Origin of the sequence: Achromobacter sp. ACM05, from assembly GCF_019218915.1 — a bacterium.
Classification (GTDB): domain Bacteria; phylum Pseudomonadota; class Gammaproteobacteria; order Burkholderiales; family Burkholderiaceae_B; genus Achromobacter; species Achromobacter animicus.
On record NZ_JAHUWQ010000002.1, the window covers coordinates 148,299 to 163,690 of the forward strand.

Here is a 15,392-nt window from a genome sequence, read left to right on the forward strand (position 1 = left end):
ATCCACCAGGGAGATCCCCGATGCAAACCAACCCCGTCCCGGCGCAGGCTGCCGCTCCGCTGAAGTTCTACAGTTTCCCGCTGTCCGGCCACGCGCATCGGGTCGCGCTGATGCTGTCACTGCTGGATGTCGCGCACGAACGCATTGACGTCGACCTGCGACAGCGCGAACAAAAGCGGCCTGATTTCCTGGCGCTCAATGCCTTCGGCCAGGTGCCCGTCATTGACGACAACGGCGTCGTGGTGGCCGACTCGACCGCCATCCTGGTGTACCTGGCCAAGCAATACGGCGGCCGCGCCTGGCTGCCGGACGATCCGGTTGGCGCGGCCGCCGTGCAGCGCTGGCTGTCGGTGGCATCGGGGCCGCTGGCCGGCGGGCCCGCGTCGGCGCGGCTGGTGACGCTGTTCGGCGCGCCGCTCGATGTGGACGCCACGCTGGCGCGGGCCCATGCGCTGCTTGGGGTGATGGAGGGAGAACTCACGCACCGCGAGTTCCTGGCCGGCAGTGCGCCGACCATCGCCGACGTCGCCTGCTACGCCTATGTGGCGCATGCGCCCGAAGGCAACGTGTCGCTGGCCGATTACCCGCGCATCCGTGCGTGGCTCACGCGCATCGAAAACCTGCCGCGGTTCGTTCCCATGGCGTCGTCGCCCGTGGGCCTGCTGGCCGCCTGAAGACCCGCGCACACTGCAAGGACACCGTCATGAATCTGCCCGAACACACCGCACCGTCTCCCTGGCATGCGGGCGAACTGCACTTGCAGGAGCACGCCGGCGTGGCCGCGCGCATGGACATGGTGGGCCGCAAGGTCATCCGCGACTACATGCCGGATCAGCATCGCGAATTCTTCGCGCAGTTGCCGTTCGTGGTGGCCGGCGCCGTGGACCCGCAGGGCGACCCGTGGGCCGGCATTCTGGAAGGGCAGCCGGGCTTTGCCGTGTCGCCGGACCCGCATACGCTGCGCATCGCGGCCATGCCGGACGAGGACGACCCGCTGCGCGCCGGGTTGGGATTGGGCCAGCCCGTCGGCTTGCTGGGCATCGAGCTGCACACGCGCCGGCGCAACCGCATGAACGGCCGCATCGCCGCCTGGGATGGCAAGCGCTTCGACGTGGCGGTGGCGCAATCATTCGGCAATTGTCCGCAGTACATCCAGTCGCGCGACTTCTTCTTCTCGCGCTCGCCGTCGATGCGCTTTGCCGCCGCATTGCCGGAGCGCGCCGGACTGGATGACGCGGCGCGCGCGCTGATCTCGGCGTCCGACACCTTCTTTGTCGCCAGTTATGCCGGGCACGCCGTCGATGTGTCGCACCGGGGCGGCAAGCCCGGCTTCGTGCGGGTGGATGGCGACGTGCTGACCATTCCGGACTTTTCCGGCAACCGCTTTTTCAACACCCTGGGCAACCTGGCCGCGAATCCCGTTGCCGGTCTGCTGTTCATCGACTTTGAACGTGGCGACCTGCTGCAGCTGACGGGGCGCGCCGAGGTGATTCTGGACAGCCCCGAAATCGCCGTGTTCGAGGGCGCCGAACGTTTGTGGCGCGTGCACGTGCGCCGCGTGGTCCGCCGGCCGGGTGCGCTGGCCCTGCGCTGGCGCTTCGATGCGTGGTCGCCCACTGCACTGGCGACCGGGCGGTGGCCGGCAGCCGCCTAGTCTCAGGCGTCCGCCACCTTGCGCACGACAGTGTCGTCGGGGTGCAGCAGGCGGCCGTCCTGCGCGCGGATCTCCATCCGTTGCACCGGCTGCCCGCGCTGGCGGTCGATCAGGGTGGAATGCGCCTCATCGGGGCCGTAGTAGTGGTCCTCGCCCCACTGGCGCAGTCCGACGATCACCGGAAACAGCGCCTTGCCTTTATCCGTGAGCACGTATTCCTGGTAGGCGCTGCCGTCGGACGCCGGCGCGACAGCAAGAATGCCGTGCGCGACCAGCGTGCGCAGCCGGTCGCTCAGGATGTTCTTGGCCATGCCCAGGCTTTTCTGGAATTCGCCAAACCGGCGCAGGCCGTCAAAGGCATCCCTCACGATAAGCAGTGACCACCAGTCGCCGATGGCGTCGAGCGAGCGCGCGACCGGGCAGGCGGCGCCTTCAAGGCTGGTGCGTTTGACCATGCGGGCTCCTTGCGGTTTTTCAGAACGAAGTTGGTTGCATTATAAAACCTGGAGGTCTAGCATTCTGGTTTTGTAATAAAACCAGATTAATCATGAACCCGACCGCCCGATCCGACCCGCCCGAAGGCGATGCGACCCCCTCGATGCCGCCCGCGCTGGTTTTCCTGCTGGCAGCGGCGTGCGCGCTCAGCGTCGCCAACGTGTATTACGCGCAGCCGTTGCTCGACGCCATCGGCCGCGAATTCCGCCTGGACCAGGCGGCCGTGGGCATCGTTATCACCGCCACCCAACTGGGCTGCGCGCTGGCGCTGTTCTTCGTGGTGCCGCTGGGCGACCTGCTGGATCGGCGGCGGCTGATGCTGGGGCAGTTGGGACTTCTGGTGCTGGCCTTGGCCGCGGTGGCGGCGTCTGCGAACGCGCCGTGGCTGCTGGCTGGAATGGTGGCGTTGGGATTGCTGGGCACGGCGATGACGCAGGGCCTGCTTGCGCTGTCCGCGGCGCTGGCGGCGCCGGCTGAGCGCGGACGTGTCGTAGGCGCGGCGCAGGGCGGGGTGGTCATCGGCCTGTTGCTGGCGCGCACCTTGGCCGGCGCGCTGGCGGACTTGTGGGGCTGGCGCGCGGTGTATGTGGCGTCGGCCATTCTGTCGGCGGTGCTGGCGCTGGTGCTGGTCCGCTGGCTGCCGCGGCGGCAGCTGCCGGTGGCCGGGCTGGGCTACGGCGGGCTGCTGCGTTCCGTCTTCACGTTGCTGGTCACGGAACGCGTGCTGCGCGTGCGCGGCATGATCGCGCTGTTGATGTTCGCCGCATTCAGCGCGTTCTGGACCGCGCTGGTGCTGCCGCTGAGCGCGCCGCCGCATTCGCTGTCGCACACGGCGGTGGGGGCGTTCGGACTGGTCGGGGTGGTGGGCGTGCTGATGGCGGCGCGCGCCGGCCGTCAGGCCGACGCCGGGCATGGCCAGCGCACCACCGCCATCGGCCTGGCGCTGCTGTGCATGGCGTGGGCGCCGATCGCCTTGCTGGACCACAGCCTGTGGCTGCTGGCGCTGGGCGTGCTGGCGCTGGACCTGGCGCTACAGGCGCTGCACGTGACCAATCAGGCGATGATCTTCAGCATCAGCGCGCAGGCGCACAGCCGGCTGGTGGCCGGCTACATGATGTTCTACGCGGTGGGCAGCGGCCTGGGGTCGATTGCCGCGACCGCCGTGTACGCCCGCGCGGGCTGGCTGGGCGTGTGTGTGCTGGGCGCGGGCATCAGCGTGGCGGCGTTGGGGTTCTGGGCGGCGACGGTGCCGCGCGGGGCGCGCGCGGTGTGTCCCGCTGACGGACGGGCGCGCATCTAGCCGCGCGCGCCCGCCGTTTTCCGATCACGCCAGCCAGCGCTTGATGCGGCCGGCCAGCGCTTCGCGGCTGATGCCGTAGCGGTCATGCAGGGTGGGCAGGGCGCCGGCATCCAGGAACGCGTCCGGCAGCCCGGCCAGCTGGAACCCGGCCGGCTGCACGCGGTGCCGCAGCAATGCGCTGGCCACCGCTTCGCCCAGTCCGCCGATCACCGAATGGTTCTCGGCCACGACCACCAGCCGGTGCTTGTAGCGCACCGCCTCGACCAGGCTGGCTTCGTCCAGCGGCTTGATGGTCGGGCTGTGCATCACCGCCACGCCGATGTTGTCGCGCGCCAGGTCCTCGGCGGCCTCCAGCGCGCGCATCGTCATGATGCCGCTGGCAATGATGAGCACGTCGCTGCCTTCGCGCAGCATCTTTGCCTTGCCCAGCTCGAACCGGTAGCCCTCGATCTCGTCCAGCACCAGCGGCACCTGGCCGCGCAGCAGGCGCATGTACACCGGGCCCTGGTGCTCGGCGAGCTGCGGCACGGCCTGTTCGATGTCCAGCGCGTCGCACGGATCGACGATGGTCAGGCCCGGAATGCCGCGCATCATCGCCAGGTCTTCGGTGGCCTGGTGGCTGGGGCCGTAGCCGGTCGTCAGCCCGGGCAGCGCGCAGCAGATCTTGACGTTGAGGTTTTCCTCGGCAATGACCTGATGGATGAAATCGTAGGCGCGCCGCGTGCCGAACACCGCATAAGTCGTGGCGAACGGCACCAGGCCTTCCTTGGCCATGCCGCCCGCCGCGCCCATCAGCAGCTGTTCGGCCATGCCCATCTGGTAGAAGCGCTCGGGATACGCCTGCGCAAACAGGTGCAGGTCGGTGTATTTGGCCAGGTCGGCCGTCAGGCCCACGACGTCCGGACGCGATTCCGCGTACGCGACCAGCGCCTTGCCGAAGGGCGCCGCGCGGACGCGCTGCCCCTCCGAGGCAATCGACGCGATCATCGCGGACGTGGTGAGGCGGGGCTTTTGCTGGGTGCTGGCGCTGCTCATGACCAGGCTCCTTCGGTCGTGGGGGTGGGGCGGTTCTGGTCCAGGATGTCGAGCGCCTGTTGCCATTCCGGCGGGTCGACGCGGATGAAGTGGTTTTTCTCGCGTTGCTCAAGAAACGGGATGCCCTTGCCCATCCGGGTATCGAACAGGATGACGCGCGGCTTGGCGTCGGGCAGCGCGCGCGCGGTATCGAACGCCTGCACGACGGCGGGCAGGTCGTTGCCGTCCACGCGCTGCACGTGCCAGCCAAAGGCCGCCCACTTGTCAGCCAGCGGCTCGAATCCCATCACCTTGCCCGACGGGCCGTCCGCCTGCTGGTTGTTGATGTCGACCAGGCAGATGAGGTTGTCCAGTTCGTGGTGTGCGGCGCCCATTGCCGCTTCCCAGGTCGAACCCTCGTCCAGTTCGCCGTCCGACATGGAGTTGTAGACGAAGGCCGGATTGCGCTTGTGCTTGAGCCCCAGCGCGATGCCGACGCCGATGGACAGACCCTGGCCCAGCGATCCGCCCGAGATCTCCATGCCCGGCGTGTAAGTCGCCATGCCGGACATGGGCAGGCGGCTGTCGTCGCTGCCATAGGTGTCGAGTTCGCTCTCCGGGATGACGCCGGCCTCGATCAGCGCCGCGTAGTGGGCAATGGCGTAGTGGCCATGCGACAGGAGAAAGCGGTCGCGGCCTTCCCATTGCGCGTCGCCCGGCTGCACGTTCATGGCGTGGCGGTAGGCGACGGCCAGCACGTCGGCCCAGCCGAGCGCCTGGCCGATGTAGCCCTGGCCCTGGACTTCGCCCATGCGGACCGCGTAGCGGCGGATGCGCCAGGCGGCGGACGCCAGGTCGCTCAAAGATTTGGACTGCTCCATTCGAAGCTCCCTATTCATGGTGTGGGGTTCATTTCAGGATGCTGGCGGGCACGTAGGACACCAGTCCCAGCACCGCAAAGGCGACCAGATAGAAGGGCGCCAGCTCGCGCACGGTCTGGCCGACCTTCACTTTGGCCAATGCACTGGTGATGAAAAGCGTGGTGCCGACGGGTGGCGTGTACAGGCCGATGGCCAGGTTCACGACCATCATCACGCCCAACTGCGTCATGTCCATGCCGATGCTCTGCGCCAGCGGCACGAACACCGGCGCCAGCAGCAGCACGGCGGCGGGCAGGTCGATGAACATGCCCAGAAACAGCATCATCAGGTTCATCAGCAGGATGACCAGCCATTTGGCGTGGACGTTTTCCTGGACCCAATGCGCGATGCCCTGCGGCGTCTGGTCGAAGGTCAGCAGCCAGCCGATGGCCGAGGACGCCATGATCACCAGCAGGACCACGCCGGTCGCCAGCCCCGCGTGGACGATGGCGGCATTGAGCCGCGACCACGACAGATCGCGGTACATCACGGCCGACACCAGGCCCGCGTAGAACGTGGACAGGACCGCGACCTCGGTCGGCGTGGCAATGCCGAACCGCAGGAACACGATGATCAGCAGCGGCAGAACGACGGCGGGCAAGGCATACAACAGGTGCCGGCGGAACGCAGCGCCGTTGAAGGGCGACGTGTCGCGGGGAAAGTTGCGGCGGCGGCCCACCCACCAGCAGGCCAGCATGAAGCCGCCGCACAGCAGCAGGCCGGGCAGAATCCCCGCAACGAACAGCGACGCGATCGACGCATTGGCGGCAAGGGCAAACAGGATCAGCGGGATCGACGGCGGAATCAGGATGTCGATGGTGGCGGCGGCGGCCAGCGTGGCGGCCGAGAAGGCGGCCGGGTAGCCCAGCCGCTTATGCCACGGAATCATCAGCGAGCCGATGGCCGACGCATCCGCCACCGCCGAGCCCGACACGCCGCCGAACAGCGTGGACGACAGCACGCCAACCTGCGCGGGTCCGCCGTGATAGCGGCCGATCAGCGCGGACAGCACGCCCACCAGCGCTTCGCCGAGCTTGCCGCCCATCATCAGCGACCCGGTCAGCATGAAGAACGGAATGGCGATCAGGGGAAAACTCTGCACCTGCGAGACCATCTGCTGGACCACCACATCCAGCGGCACGCGGTCCGTGCTGGCGACGGCCGCCATGGCGGCGACGAGCAAGGCGTGGGCGATGGGCATGGCCGCGACGGCGGCGCCCATGAAAACGATCAGAATCAATGCACTCATGGCTGTTCTCCCGTCACCAGTGCACGGCGGGCGCCTGCGGCTCGCCGTCGGGCTGCGCCGCGGCGTCGCGGCAATGCCAGCTCTGCCACGCCGACTGCCCCGCCAGCACGGCGAGCAGCAGCATGCCGCCCATCACGCACCCGTAGGTGAGCGAGCCGGGCATTTGCAGGATGGGGGATTTTTCGTCGTGGACGATCTCGATCATGTTGAACGTTGCCCAGGACAGCGTGGCGTACAGGACGGCGACCACGCTCCAGGCCACGGCCGCGACCACGCGGCGGGCATGAGCCGGCAAGGCGTCCATCAGGAACGTGGTGGCGATATGCGCGTTGTGCAGCGCGGCCAGCACGACCCCTGACATGACGAGCCAGGGAAAAAGCAGTTCGGGGATCTCGTTGGCCCATTCCAGGCTTGAACCGGTTGCGTATCGCAGTGCGGTGTTGACGACGAGGATCACGAAGATCACCGTGGTGGACAGCCACAGGATCACGCGGCATATGCCGTCGATGACCTTGCCGACCAGTCCGTGTCGATCGGTATTCATGTTGTCTCCTGCCTTGTGGCCGGTCCGCCGCCGTGCCGTCGCGAGGGACGGGACGGGGCGGCCGAAAGGACATATCAGTTGCCGCGCGCCGCGGCCAGAACCTTCTTCACGTACGGGCCGATGGGACCGGCCAGCCATTTTTCGTCGACCGGCGCGGTGGCCTTGGCGAATGCGGCGGTGTCCGGCGTCGTGACCTGCACGCCCTTGGCTTTCAGATCGGCCAGCAGCCGCGTGTCGGCGTCCCGGCTCAGCTTGCGCTGAAAGGCCGACGCTTCGTCGGCGGCTTCACGCACGGCCTTGCGGTCGGCGTCGCTCAGCCGGTCCCAGGTGCGCTTGCTCATCAGGAACGGCGTCATCTGGAACTGGTGATTGGTCATCGCCAGGTGCTTCTGCACTTCGTACAGCTTGCTGGCCTCGAAGTTCACCAGCGGATTCTCCTGGCCGTCCACCACGCCCTGCTGCAACGCCACATACAGTTCCGCGAACTTGATCTGCTGCGCCTGCGCGCCCAGGGCGTTCATGATGTCGACCAGCGTCGCGTCGGGCGGCACCCGCATCTTCAGGCCCTTCATGTCCTCGACCTTGTTGATGGGATGCTTGCTGTTGGTCATCTGGCGGATGCCGTTGTCCCAGGTGCCCAGCAGGATCAGGTTCTTGGCGGCCGATTTTTCGGCCAGCTCCTTGCCCAGCGGCCCGTCCAGCAGCTTGAATGCCGCGCTGGCGTCCGGGAACAGGAATGGCATGCCGAAGGCGGCGTACTCCGGCACGGCGGCGGCGACGGCGCCCTGGGAGTTGGCGCTCATGTCCAGGGCGCCCGTGCGCAGCGCAGTGACCATGGCGGCGTCGTCGCCCAACTGCGCGGACGGCGCGACCTGGACTTCGATGCGCCCGCCTGTCTTTGCCTTCAGCACCTCGGCAAACTTCACCGAGGCGTCGTGGCGGGGATTGCCGACGGCTGCGCCGTGGCCCAGCGTCAGCTTGAGGTTTTGCGCCTGCGCCGCCAGCGGCAGCAGGGTGGCGGCGGCCAGGACCAGGCCCGCCTGAAGCATTTTTCTGCTTTTCATGATGTCTCCTCCAATTTTTTGTGGGGTGCTGCGGATCAGTGAATCAACATGCCTCCGTTGACGTCCAGCGTGATGCCCGTGCAGTACGCCGACAGGTCGCTCGCCAGGAACACGCACGCGCCCGCCACGTCGTCCGCCCGGCCCAGGCGTGCCAGCGGGATGGTGCCTTCGATGTCGGCCTTGCGCTCGGCGGACAGCTTGCCTTGCGTGATGTCGGTTTCGATCAGCCCGGGTGTGATGCAGTTGATCCGGATGCCGTCGCCGCCGAACTCGCGCGCCATGGCCCGCGCCAGGCCCAGCACGCCTGCCTTCGCGGCGGAATAGTGCGGTCCGCCAAAGATGCCGCCGCCGCGTTGGGCCGATACCGACGAGATGCAGACGATGGACCCCGAACGTTGCGCCTGCATGGCGGGCAGGACGGCCTGCGACAGGTAGAGCGTGCCGCGCAGGCTCACGTCCAGGATGCGGTCGTAGTCCGCGCCGGTGATCTCCAGCGTCTTGACCGGCTGCGTAATGCCGGCGTTGTTCACCAGGATGTCGATCCTGCCGAACGTCTTGACGGCCTGTTCGATGGCCGCGATGCAGGCCGTCTTGTCGGTCACGTCCGCTACCAGCCCCAGATGACCGTCGCCCAGCCGGGCGGCGGCGCGGGCGGGCTCGGCGCGTTCCAGGTCCAGGATCACCACGCGCGCGCCGTGCGCAGCCATCTGGCGGGCGGTGGCAAATCCCAGTCCGTTGATTCCTGCGCCGCCGGAAATCACGGCCACCTTGTCCTTGAGCAACATCTGTCTTCCTCCTGTCCTTGTTATGGAATCGATGCGGACCATTCTGGAGGCCGTCTAGCATTAAGACAAACGATGTGTCATCAGTCTAAGATGACGGATCGTCATCTGAAGTCAGGGACAACCCCATGCCTGCGCTGCCGCCCATCGTCAACCTGCTGGCGTTCGAAGCCGTGGCGCGCCGCCGCAGCTTTGCCATCGCCGCTACCGAATTGCACCTGACTGCGTCGGCGGTCAGCCACCAGATTTCGCGGCTGGAATCGGACCTGGGCGTGCGCCTGTTCGAGCGCAGTGCACACGGGGTGCGGCTGAGCAGCGCGGGCGAACAATATCTGGTGCGAATCGGCGGGGCGCTTGCGGCGATCTCATCGGCCACCGAAGACCTGCGCCAGGGCGTCAGCAACAGCCTGTATGTGCACTCCGCGCCCAGCATCGCCAGCTTGTGGCTGATGCCGCGGCTGCGGCGGTTTGCCGAGGCGCATCCGCACGTGGCGCTGAACCTGTCGGCCGCGCATTCGCACAGTGATTTCGCGCTGGGGCAGTCGGACATCGACATCCGCTACGGCGTACCGCATTGGGATGATGTGGTGGTGGAGCCGCTGTTCGAAGAACGGATACTGCCGCTGGCCAGCGCGGCGTTCATTCGCGAACACGGCATCAAGCGCATCGACCAGTTGCTGGACGTGCCGCTGATCCAGAGCAACGTCAGCGTCATTCAGTGGTCCGACTGGTTCGGCCGCTATTCGGAGCGGCGTGCGCCGGATCACTTCACGATCCGCTTCGACCGCGCGCAGATGTCGCTGGACGCGGCGGCGCAGGGATTGGGCGTGGCGCTGGAAAGCGCCACCATTGCCGGCATGCATCTGGCGCAGGGCAGCCTGCAGCCGGTATTTGGAATGGCCAAGGCCATTGCGGTGAAGGCGCACTTTGCCGTCTACCCGGCGCGGCACGCCAAGCGTCCGTCCGTGGAGGCTTTTCTTGCCTGGATCCACGCCGAGGCGGCCGCGACGACGATCACCCGCTGAGCCCGGCCCGCGCGAGCAGGCCGGGGCAATGCGTCACGGCTGCACGTCGTACTCGGCTGTGCCCAGCACGACCGCCGCCAGGCCCGGCGCCTGCGTCAGCTTGTGCAGCGCAAAGGCTTGCGCGGTGGCGATCTTGGCGTTGTGGAAGTCCGGGTCTTCATCCTGCAGGTCCAGGCTGGCAAGCAGGGCGCGGGCCATCTGCCAGCCGGCGAACGTCGTGCCCGCCAGCAGCAGGTAAGGCACCGCGGCGCCAAAGACCGCATTGGGATTGCCGGCCGCGTTGGCAAGAATGAACTCGACCGCGCTGGCCAGCGCTTCGCGGGCCTCGCGCAGCGGCTTGAGCATGCGGCCGGCGGCCGGCTCGGTGCGGGCCTGAAGGTCGGCCTCGGTCTGGCGCACCGCGTCCAGCAGCGCGCGCGCCACGGCGCCGCCGTCGCGCAGCGTCTTGCGGCCAACGAGGTCGTTGGCCTGGATGGCGGTCGTGCCTTCGTAGATGGTCAGGATGCGGGCGTCGCGGTAGAACTGCGCGGCGCCGGTCTCTTCGATGAAGCCCATGCCGCCATGGACCTGCACGCCCAGGCTCGCGACATCGATCGACATCTCGGTGCACCAGCCCTTGACGATCGGCACCAGGTATTCCTGGATCGCCAGGTGGCGCTTGCGCGTGTCGGCGTCGGGACTGGCGTGGGCCAGGTCGGCATGGCTGGCGGTCACGTAGGCCAGCGCGCGGCCCGCTTCGGTCAGGGCGCGCATCGTGCCCAGCATGCGGCGCACGTCCGGGTGCTGGATGATGGGCACGGCGTCGCGCGACGAGCCGTCCACCGGGCGGCTCTGCACGCGCTCGGCGGCATAGGCCAGCGCGTGCTGGTAGGCGCGGTCGGCGATGGCGATGCCCTGTACGCCCACCGCGTAGCGGGCGGCGTTCATCATGATGAACATGGCGTCCAGGCCGCGGTTTTCCTGGCCGACCAGGTAACCCAGCGCGCCGCCGGCGTCGCCGAACTGCAGCGTGCAGGTGGGGCTGGCCTTGATGCCCAGCTTGTGCTCGATGGACACGCAGGTCACATCGTTGCGCGCGCCCAGCGAGCCGTCGTCATTGACCAGGAACTTGGGCACCAAAAAGAGCGAAATGCCCTTCACGCCCTCGGGCGCATCAGGCAGGCGGGCCAGCACCAGATGCAGGATGTTCTCGGCAAGGTCGTGCTCGCCATAGGTGATGAAGATCTTGGTGCCGGACAGGCGGTAGGTGCCGTCGCCCACCGGCTGGGCGCGCGTGCGGACCATGGCAAGGTCCGAGCCGGCCTGCGGCTCGGTCAGGTTCATGGTGCCGGTCCATCGGCCGGAGATCATGGGGCCGATGAAGCGCTCGCGCAGCTCGGGCGAGCCAGCCGTCATCAGGGCTTCGATGGCGCCGTTGGTCAGCAGCGGGCACAGCGCGAACGACAGGTTCGCGGCGTTCAGCATTTCAGAGCACGGCGAGCCGATCAGGCCGGGCAGCCCCTGGCCGCCGTATTCGGCAGGGTGGGACAGGCCCTGCCAACCGGCGTCTGCATATTGGCGGAAGGCCTGCTTGAAGCCGGGGGCGGTGGTCACCGCGCCGTCCTGCCAGGTGCTGGGCGCCTTGTCCGCCGGGTGGTTCAACGGCGCCAGGACTTCGGCGGCGAAGTGGGCGGATTCTTCCAGCACGGCTTGCGCGGTGTCGGGCGTGGCCTCCTCGAAACCGGGCAGGGCGGCCACCTGCTGCAGACCGGCCAGATGGTTCAACACGAACAGCATGTCTTTCACGGGGGCTTGGTACGTCATGGCGTAGGCGCTCCTGGTTTTATGGGTTAAGCGGATCAGGCCGGCTTGCCGGGGTCGGCCACGTCGATCGCCGACGTGGCGCCGACCGCGGCGCGCAGCTCGAATTTCTGGATCTTGCCGGTGGAAGTCTTGGGCAGGTCACCGAAGCGTACCGCGCGCGGCACCTTGAAGCCGGACAACAGCAGCTTGCAGTGCGCGATGATCTCTTCGGCGGTGGCGGTGCAGCCGGGCTTGAGCTCGACGAAGGCGCAGGGCGTTTCGCCCCATTTGGGATCGGGCATGGCCACCACGGCTACCGCCGCCACGGCGGGATGCCGGTACAGCGCGTCCTCGACTTCGATGCTGGAGATGTTCTCGCCGCCCGAGATGATGATGTCTTTGCTGCGGTCCTTGATGCGGACATAGCCGTCGGCCGTCATCACGCCCAGGTCGCCGGTGTGGAACCAGCCGCCTGCAAAGGCGTCCTCGGTCGCGCGCGCGTTCTTCAGGTAACCCTTCATGCAGATGTTGCCGCGGAACATGACCTCGCCGATGGTTTCCTCATCGCGCGGCACTTCGGCCATCGTTTCCGGGTTGCGCACCGACACGCCGGCCTGCAGGTGATAGCGCACGCCCTGGCGCGCGGTCAGCAGCGCGCGGCGCTCGGGGTCCAGCGCGTCCCAGGCGTCCTGGTGCGCGCAGACGGCGGCCGGTCCGTAGACTTCGGTCAGGCCATACACGTGGGTCAGCTCAAAGCCGATCTCCCGCATCTTGTCGATGACGGCTGGCGCGGGCGCGGCGCCCGCCACCATGGTGCGCACTGTGTGCGTGATGCCCGCGCGCAGCTCGGCCGGCGCGTTGGCCAGCGCGCTCTGCACGATGGGCGCGCCGCAGTAGTGGGTGACGCCTTCGTCGCGGATCAGGTCGAACACCGTCTTGGGATCGAACTTGCGCAGGCACACGTTCACGCCCGCACGCGCCGCGATGGTCCAGGCGAAGCACCAGCCGTTGCAATGAAAGAGCGGCAGCGTCCACAGGTAGACGGGATGCTTGGGCATGTCCCATTCGAGGATGTTGCTGACCGCGTTCAGGTAGGCGCCGCGGTAGTGATAGACCACGCCCTTCGGGTCGCCCGTGGTGCCGGACGTGTAGTTCAGCGCGATGGCGTCCCATTCGTCCGCGGGCGGCTTCCAGTCGAAGGTGGCGGGCGCGGCGGCCAGGAAATCTTCGTAGTCGGCGGCGCCCGGCAACGTGGCGGCGGCGCCTTCCAGGTCGTGCACCGAGATGATTTTCAGGTGCGGGAATTCGGCGCGGGCGCGCTGCGCGACGTCGGCGTATTCGGTGTCGATGATGAGCGCGCGGGCCTCGCCGTGGCCCAGCATGAACAACACGCTGGGCGCGTCCAGCCGCGTGTTCAACGTGTTCAGCACGGCGCCCAGCATGGGCACGCCGAAGTGCGCTTCCACCATGGCGGGGATGTTCGGCAGCATGACGGCAACCGTGTCACCGCGCTGGATGCCCGCCTGCGCCAGCGCGCCGGCCAGGCGCTGGGCGCGTTCATACGTTTGCGCCCAGGTGCGGCGGATCTTGCCGTGGACGACGGCCAGCTTCTGGCCATAGACCTGCGCCGCGCGGGCGATGAAATCCACCGGGGTCAGGGCTTCGTGATTGGCTTCGCGGCGCGCGAGGCCGTGATCGAACATGCCGGTCATGCTTGTCTCCAATGGGGCAGGGTGGCCCCTTATCCAGGTCTGCGGGGTTTGATTCCCGTCGCTTGCCCTAGCTTATGGCCGGCCGGAAAATGGCGTCTGTCGCCTGCATGACAGACGCCCGGCCGGCGGCGCAATCCCCAAGTTTTACACGGTTCTTCCCATGTCCGATGTTTCAAACACAGTTTCCCCCGACGAACTGCCGGCGCTGTTCCGGGCCTGTCCGTGGTTCGGTGCGCTGGAGGCACGGCACCAGGACCTGGTGCTGGCGACCTCGCGCGCGGAACTCGTCGGCAGCGGGGCGTGGATTGCGCGGCGTAATGCGCCGTCGGACTACTGGCTGGGGGTGAGCCGCGGGCTGCTCAAGCTGGCGATCTACAACGAGTCCGGCCGCAGTTGCACGTTTTCCGGTGTGCCGCCGGGCGGCTGGTTCGGAGAGGGCAGCGTCATCAAGCGCGAGCTGCGCAAGTACGACGTGGTCGCCATCCAGCCGTCGCTGGTGATGCTGGTGCCCGCCGCAACCTTCCATGCGCTGCTGTCGGCGAGCCTGCCGTTTTCGCACTTTGTCATTGGCCAGTTGAATGACCGCATGGGCGAGTTCATCGCGTCCATCCAGAACCACCGTTTGCTCGATGCCGACGCGCGCGTGGCGCAATCGCTGGCGCAGCTCTTCAATCCGCAGCTGTATCCGTCCACCGACCTGACCTTGGCCATATCGCAGGAAGAATTGGGATATCTGACCGGCCTGTCGCGCCAGCGGGTCAACCAGGCGTTGCAGACGCTGGCCGACCAGGGAATGTTGGCGCTGGCGTACAACCAGATCAAGGTGCTGGATCTGGGCCGGTTGCGGCAGTACGGGCTGGATCAGCTCTGACGAAAATCAGGGCGCCGTGCCGCTCCGCGCAACGTCAAAGGCGGGGGGCCAGCGCACGGCCCAGCGCGGCGCGCGCCAGCAGGCGGGTCGAGTCGAGCGTGGGCAGGGCGCAATTGCCGTCGTTCAGCACCAGCGGCAGTTCGGTGCAGCCCAGCACGACCGCGTCGCAGCCGTCGTCTCTCAGGCGTTCGACGATGCCTTGCAACTGCGCCACCGACGCGGGCTTGATCACACCGTAGACCAGCTCGTCCATGATGATGCGGCCTAGCAGCAGGCGGTCGTCCTGCGGCGGCCGCGCGTAGTCCAGGGCACGTGCCGCCAAGGCCGCGGGGTAGACGTCGCCGTCCACCAGCCAGTGCGTGCCCAGGATGCCGATCCGCCGGTAATCGCGCGCCGCCGCCACGGCGGCGACCTCCTGCGCGATGTGCAGCCACGGCCGCGGCGAGTCCGCCACGACGCGGTCCATCGCCTGGTGGATGGTGTTGTCCGGGCAGATCAGGAAATCCGCGCCGGCGCGGGCCAGCTTGTTCGCCGACGACAACATCAGGGCGGCAACGCCGTCTAGGTCGCGGGCGTCCAGGCAGGCGACGTAATCCGCCAGCGAATGGGTGTGTAGCGAAATCTCGGGATGGGCGTGCGGGCCCATGCGTTGCGCGCCTTCGGCGCACAAGGTGCGGTAGCAGAGCGCGGCGCCCTCGGCGGAGCAGGCGACGATGCCGATGTGCAGCGGCGTGGCGTTCATCCAGTCGATTCCTTTTTCAGGGCCCGGTAGCCGGACGGCAGGGAACAGGTCGGGCGTGATCGATTGTAGGGGGGGCGGCCGTTAGGGTATTGCAGGGTTAAATTCACCCTGTGGCGGTGATTAATACCCGTCCGGCCAACAGTAAAAAACACCACGCCGAATCCAAGCTGTTGATTCGGCGTGGTTTTTTTCTGGCACGGATTTCGCATGAGGACACGTACCCAACCAACCGCAATAC

At 67.5% G+C, this 15,392-nt stretch carries 15 protein-coding genes; 5 read left to right on the forward strand and 10 right to left on the reverse strand.

Features of this window, described 5'->3' with window-relative positions; all coding sequences use genetic code 11:
• The first annotated feature begins 20 nt into the window (after positions 1 to 20).
• Both KW836_RS11595 and KW836_RS11600 read left to right on the forward strand, forming a co-directional pair.
• A complete protein-coding gene (locus KW836_RS11595; protein ID WP_218343398.1) occupies positions 21 to 674 on the forward strand; it encodes a glutathione S-transferase family protein in 654 nt (217 codons plus the stop codon).
• Between the two features lie 29 nt (positions 675 to 703).
• A complete protein-coding gene (locus KW836_RS11600) occupies positions 704 to 1,654 on the forward strand; it encodes a pyridoxamine 5'-phosphate oxidase family protein (protein WP_175124073.1) in 951 nt (316 codons plus the stop codon).
• 2 nt (positions 1,655 to 1,656) lie between these two features.
• On the opposite strand, the gene KW836_RS11605 is transcribed toward KW836_RS11600, so the two are convergent.
• Complete coding sequence (locus KW836_RS11605) at positions 1,657 to 2,109, reverse strand: helix-turn-helix domain-containing protein (RefSeq protein WP_218343399.1); 453 nt, start codon at positions 2,107 to 2,109, stop codon at positions 1,657 to 1,659.
• Positions 2,110 to 2,201: 92 nt separating this feature from the next.
• Between KW836_RS11605 and KW836_RS11610 the strand changes: the two genes are divergently transcribed.
• The gene (locus tag KW836_RS11610; RefSeq protein ID WP_255595401.1) at positions 2,202 to 3,449 is read left to right on the forward strand and encodes an MFS transporter; all 1,248 of its coding nucleotides are present in this window, start codon (positions 2,202 to 2,204) and stop codon (positions 3,447 to 3,449) included.
• A 24-nt stretch (positions 3,450 to 3,473) separates the two neighbouring features.
• Here KW836_RS11610 and KW836_RS11615 read toward each other — a convergent pair whose 3' ends face one another.
• The 6 genes from KW836_RS11615 to KW836_RS11640 all read right to left on the reverse strand — a co-directional run bounded on the left by KW836_RS11615 (position 3,474) and on the right by KW836_RS11640 (position 9,025).
• Positions 3,474 to 4,484: a transketolase family protein gene (locus KW836_RS11615; protein ID WP_218343400.1), complete on the reverse strand. Its 1,011-nt coding sequence runs from the start codon at positions 4,482 to 4,484 to the stop codon at positions 3,474 to 3,476.
• Positions 4,481 to 5,344 carry a transketolase gene (locus tag KW836_RS11620; protein WP_175185046.1) on the reverse strand — a complete coding sequence of 288 codons (864 nt, stop codon included), beginning with the start codon at positions 5,342 to 5,344 and terminating at the stop codon, positions 4,481 to 4,483. The genes KW836_RS11615 and KW836_RS11620 overlap by 4 nt, the downstream gene beginning before the upstream one ends.
• Before the next feature lie 28 nt (positions 5,345 to 5,372).
• Positions 5,373 to 6,632: a TRAP transporter large permease gene (locus KW836_RS11625; RefSeq protein WP_218343401.1), complete on the reverse strand. Its 1,260-nt coding sequence runs from the start codon at positions 6,630 to 6,632 to the stop codon at positions 5,373 to 5,375.
• 13 nt (positions 6,633 to 6,645) lie between these two features.
• A complete protein-coding gene (locus tag KW836_RS11630; RefSeq protein ID WP_218343402.1) occupies positions 6,646 to 7,176 on the reverse strand; it encodes a TRAP transporter small permease in 531 nt (176 codons plus the stop codon).
• Between the two features lie 74 nt (positions 7,177 to 7,250).
• Positions 7,251 to 8,240 (reverse strand): TRAP transporter substrate-binding protein, encoded by a 990-nt coding sequence (locus KW836_RS11635; protein ID WP_175138497.1) that lies wholly within the window; start codon positions 8,238 to 8,240, stop codon positions 7,251 to 7,253.
• 35 nt (positions 8,241 to 8,275) lie between these two features.
• Positions 8,276 to 9,025, reverse strand: coding sequence for an SDR family NAD(P)-dependent oxidoreductase (locus KW836_RS11640; RefSeq protein WP_218343403.1), 750 nt, complete (start codon positions 9,023 to 9,025; stop codon positions 8,276 to 8,278).
• A 125-nt stretch (positions 9,026 to 9,150) separates the two neighbouring features.
• Here KW836_RS11640 and KW836_RS11645 point away from each other — a divergent pair, with 125 nt between their 5' ends.
• A complete protein-coding gene (locus KW836_RS11645) occupies positions 9,151 to 10,047 on the forward strand; it encodes a LysR substrate-binding domain-containing protein (protein ID WP_218343404.1) in 897 nt (298 codons plus the stop codon).
• A 33-nt stretch (positions 10,048 to 10,080) separates the two neighbouring features.
• On the opposite strand, the gene KW836_RS11650 is transcribed toward KW836_RS11645, so the two are convergent.
• Both KW836_RS11650 and KW836_RS11655 read right to left on the reverse strand, forming a co-directional pair.
• A complete protein-coding gene (locus KW836_RS11650) occupies positions 10,081 to 11,850 on the reverse strand; it encodes an acyl-CoA dehydrogenase (RefSeq protein ID WP_218343405.1) in 1,770 nt (589 codons plus the stop codon).
• Between the two features lie 35 nt (positions 11,851 to 11,885).
• The gene (locus KW836_RS11655) at positions 11,886 to 13,541 is read right to left on the reverse strand and encodes an acyl-CoA synthetase (protein WP_175138493.1); all 1,656 of its coding nucleotides are present in this window, start codon (positions 13,539 to 13,541) and stop codon (positions 11,886 to 11,888) included.
• Between the two features lie 160 nt (positions 13,542 to 13,701).
• Here KW836_RS11655 and KW836_RS11660 point away from each other — a divergent pair, with 160 nt between their 5' ends.
• A complete protein-coding gene (locus tag KW836_RS11660) occupies positions 13,702 to 14,412 on the forward strand; it encodes a Crp/Fnr family transcriptional regulator (protein ID WP_175124084.1) in 711 nt (236 codons plus the stop codon).
• A 34-nt stretch (positions 14,413 to 14,446) separates the two neighbouring features.
• Here the strand turns inward: KW836_RS11660 and KW836_RS11665 are convergent, their stop codons facing one another.
• Positions 14,447 to 15,154, reverse strand: coding sequence for an aspartate/glutamate racemase family protein (locus KW836_RS11665; protein ID WP_218343406.1), 708 nt, complete (start codon positions 15,152 to 15,154; stop codon positions 14,447 to 14,449).
• Between the last annotated feature and the right edge of the window lie 238 nt (positions 15,155 to 15,392).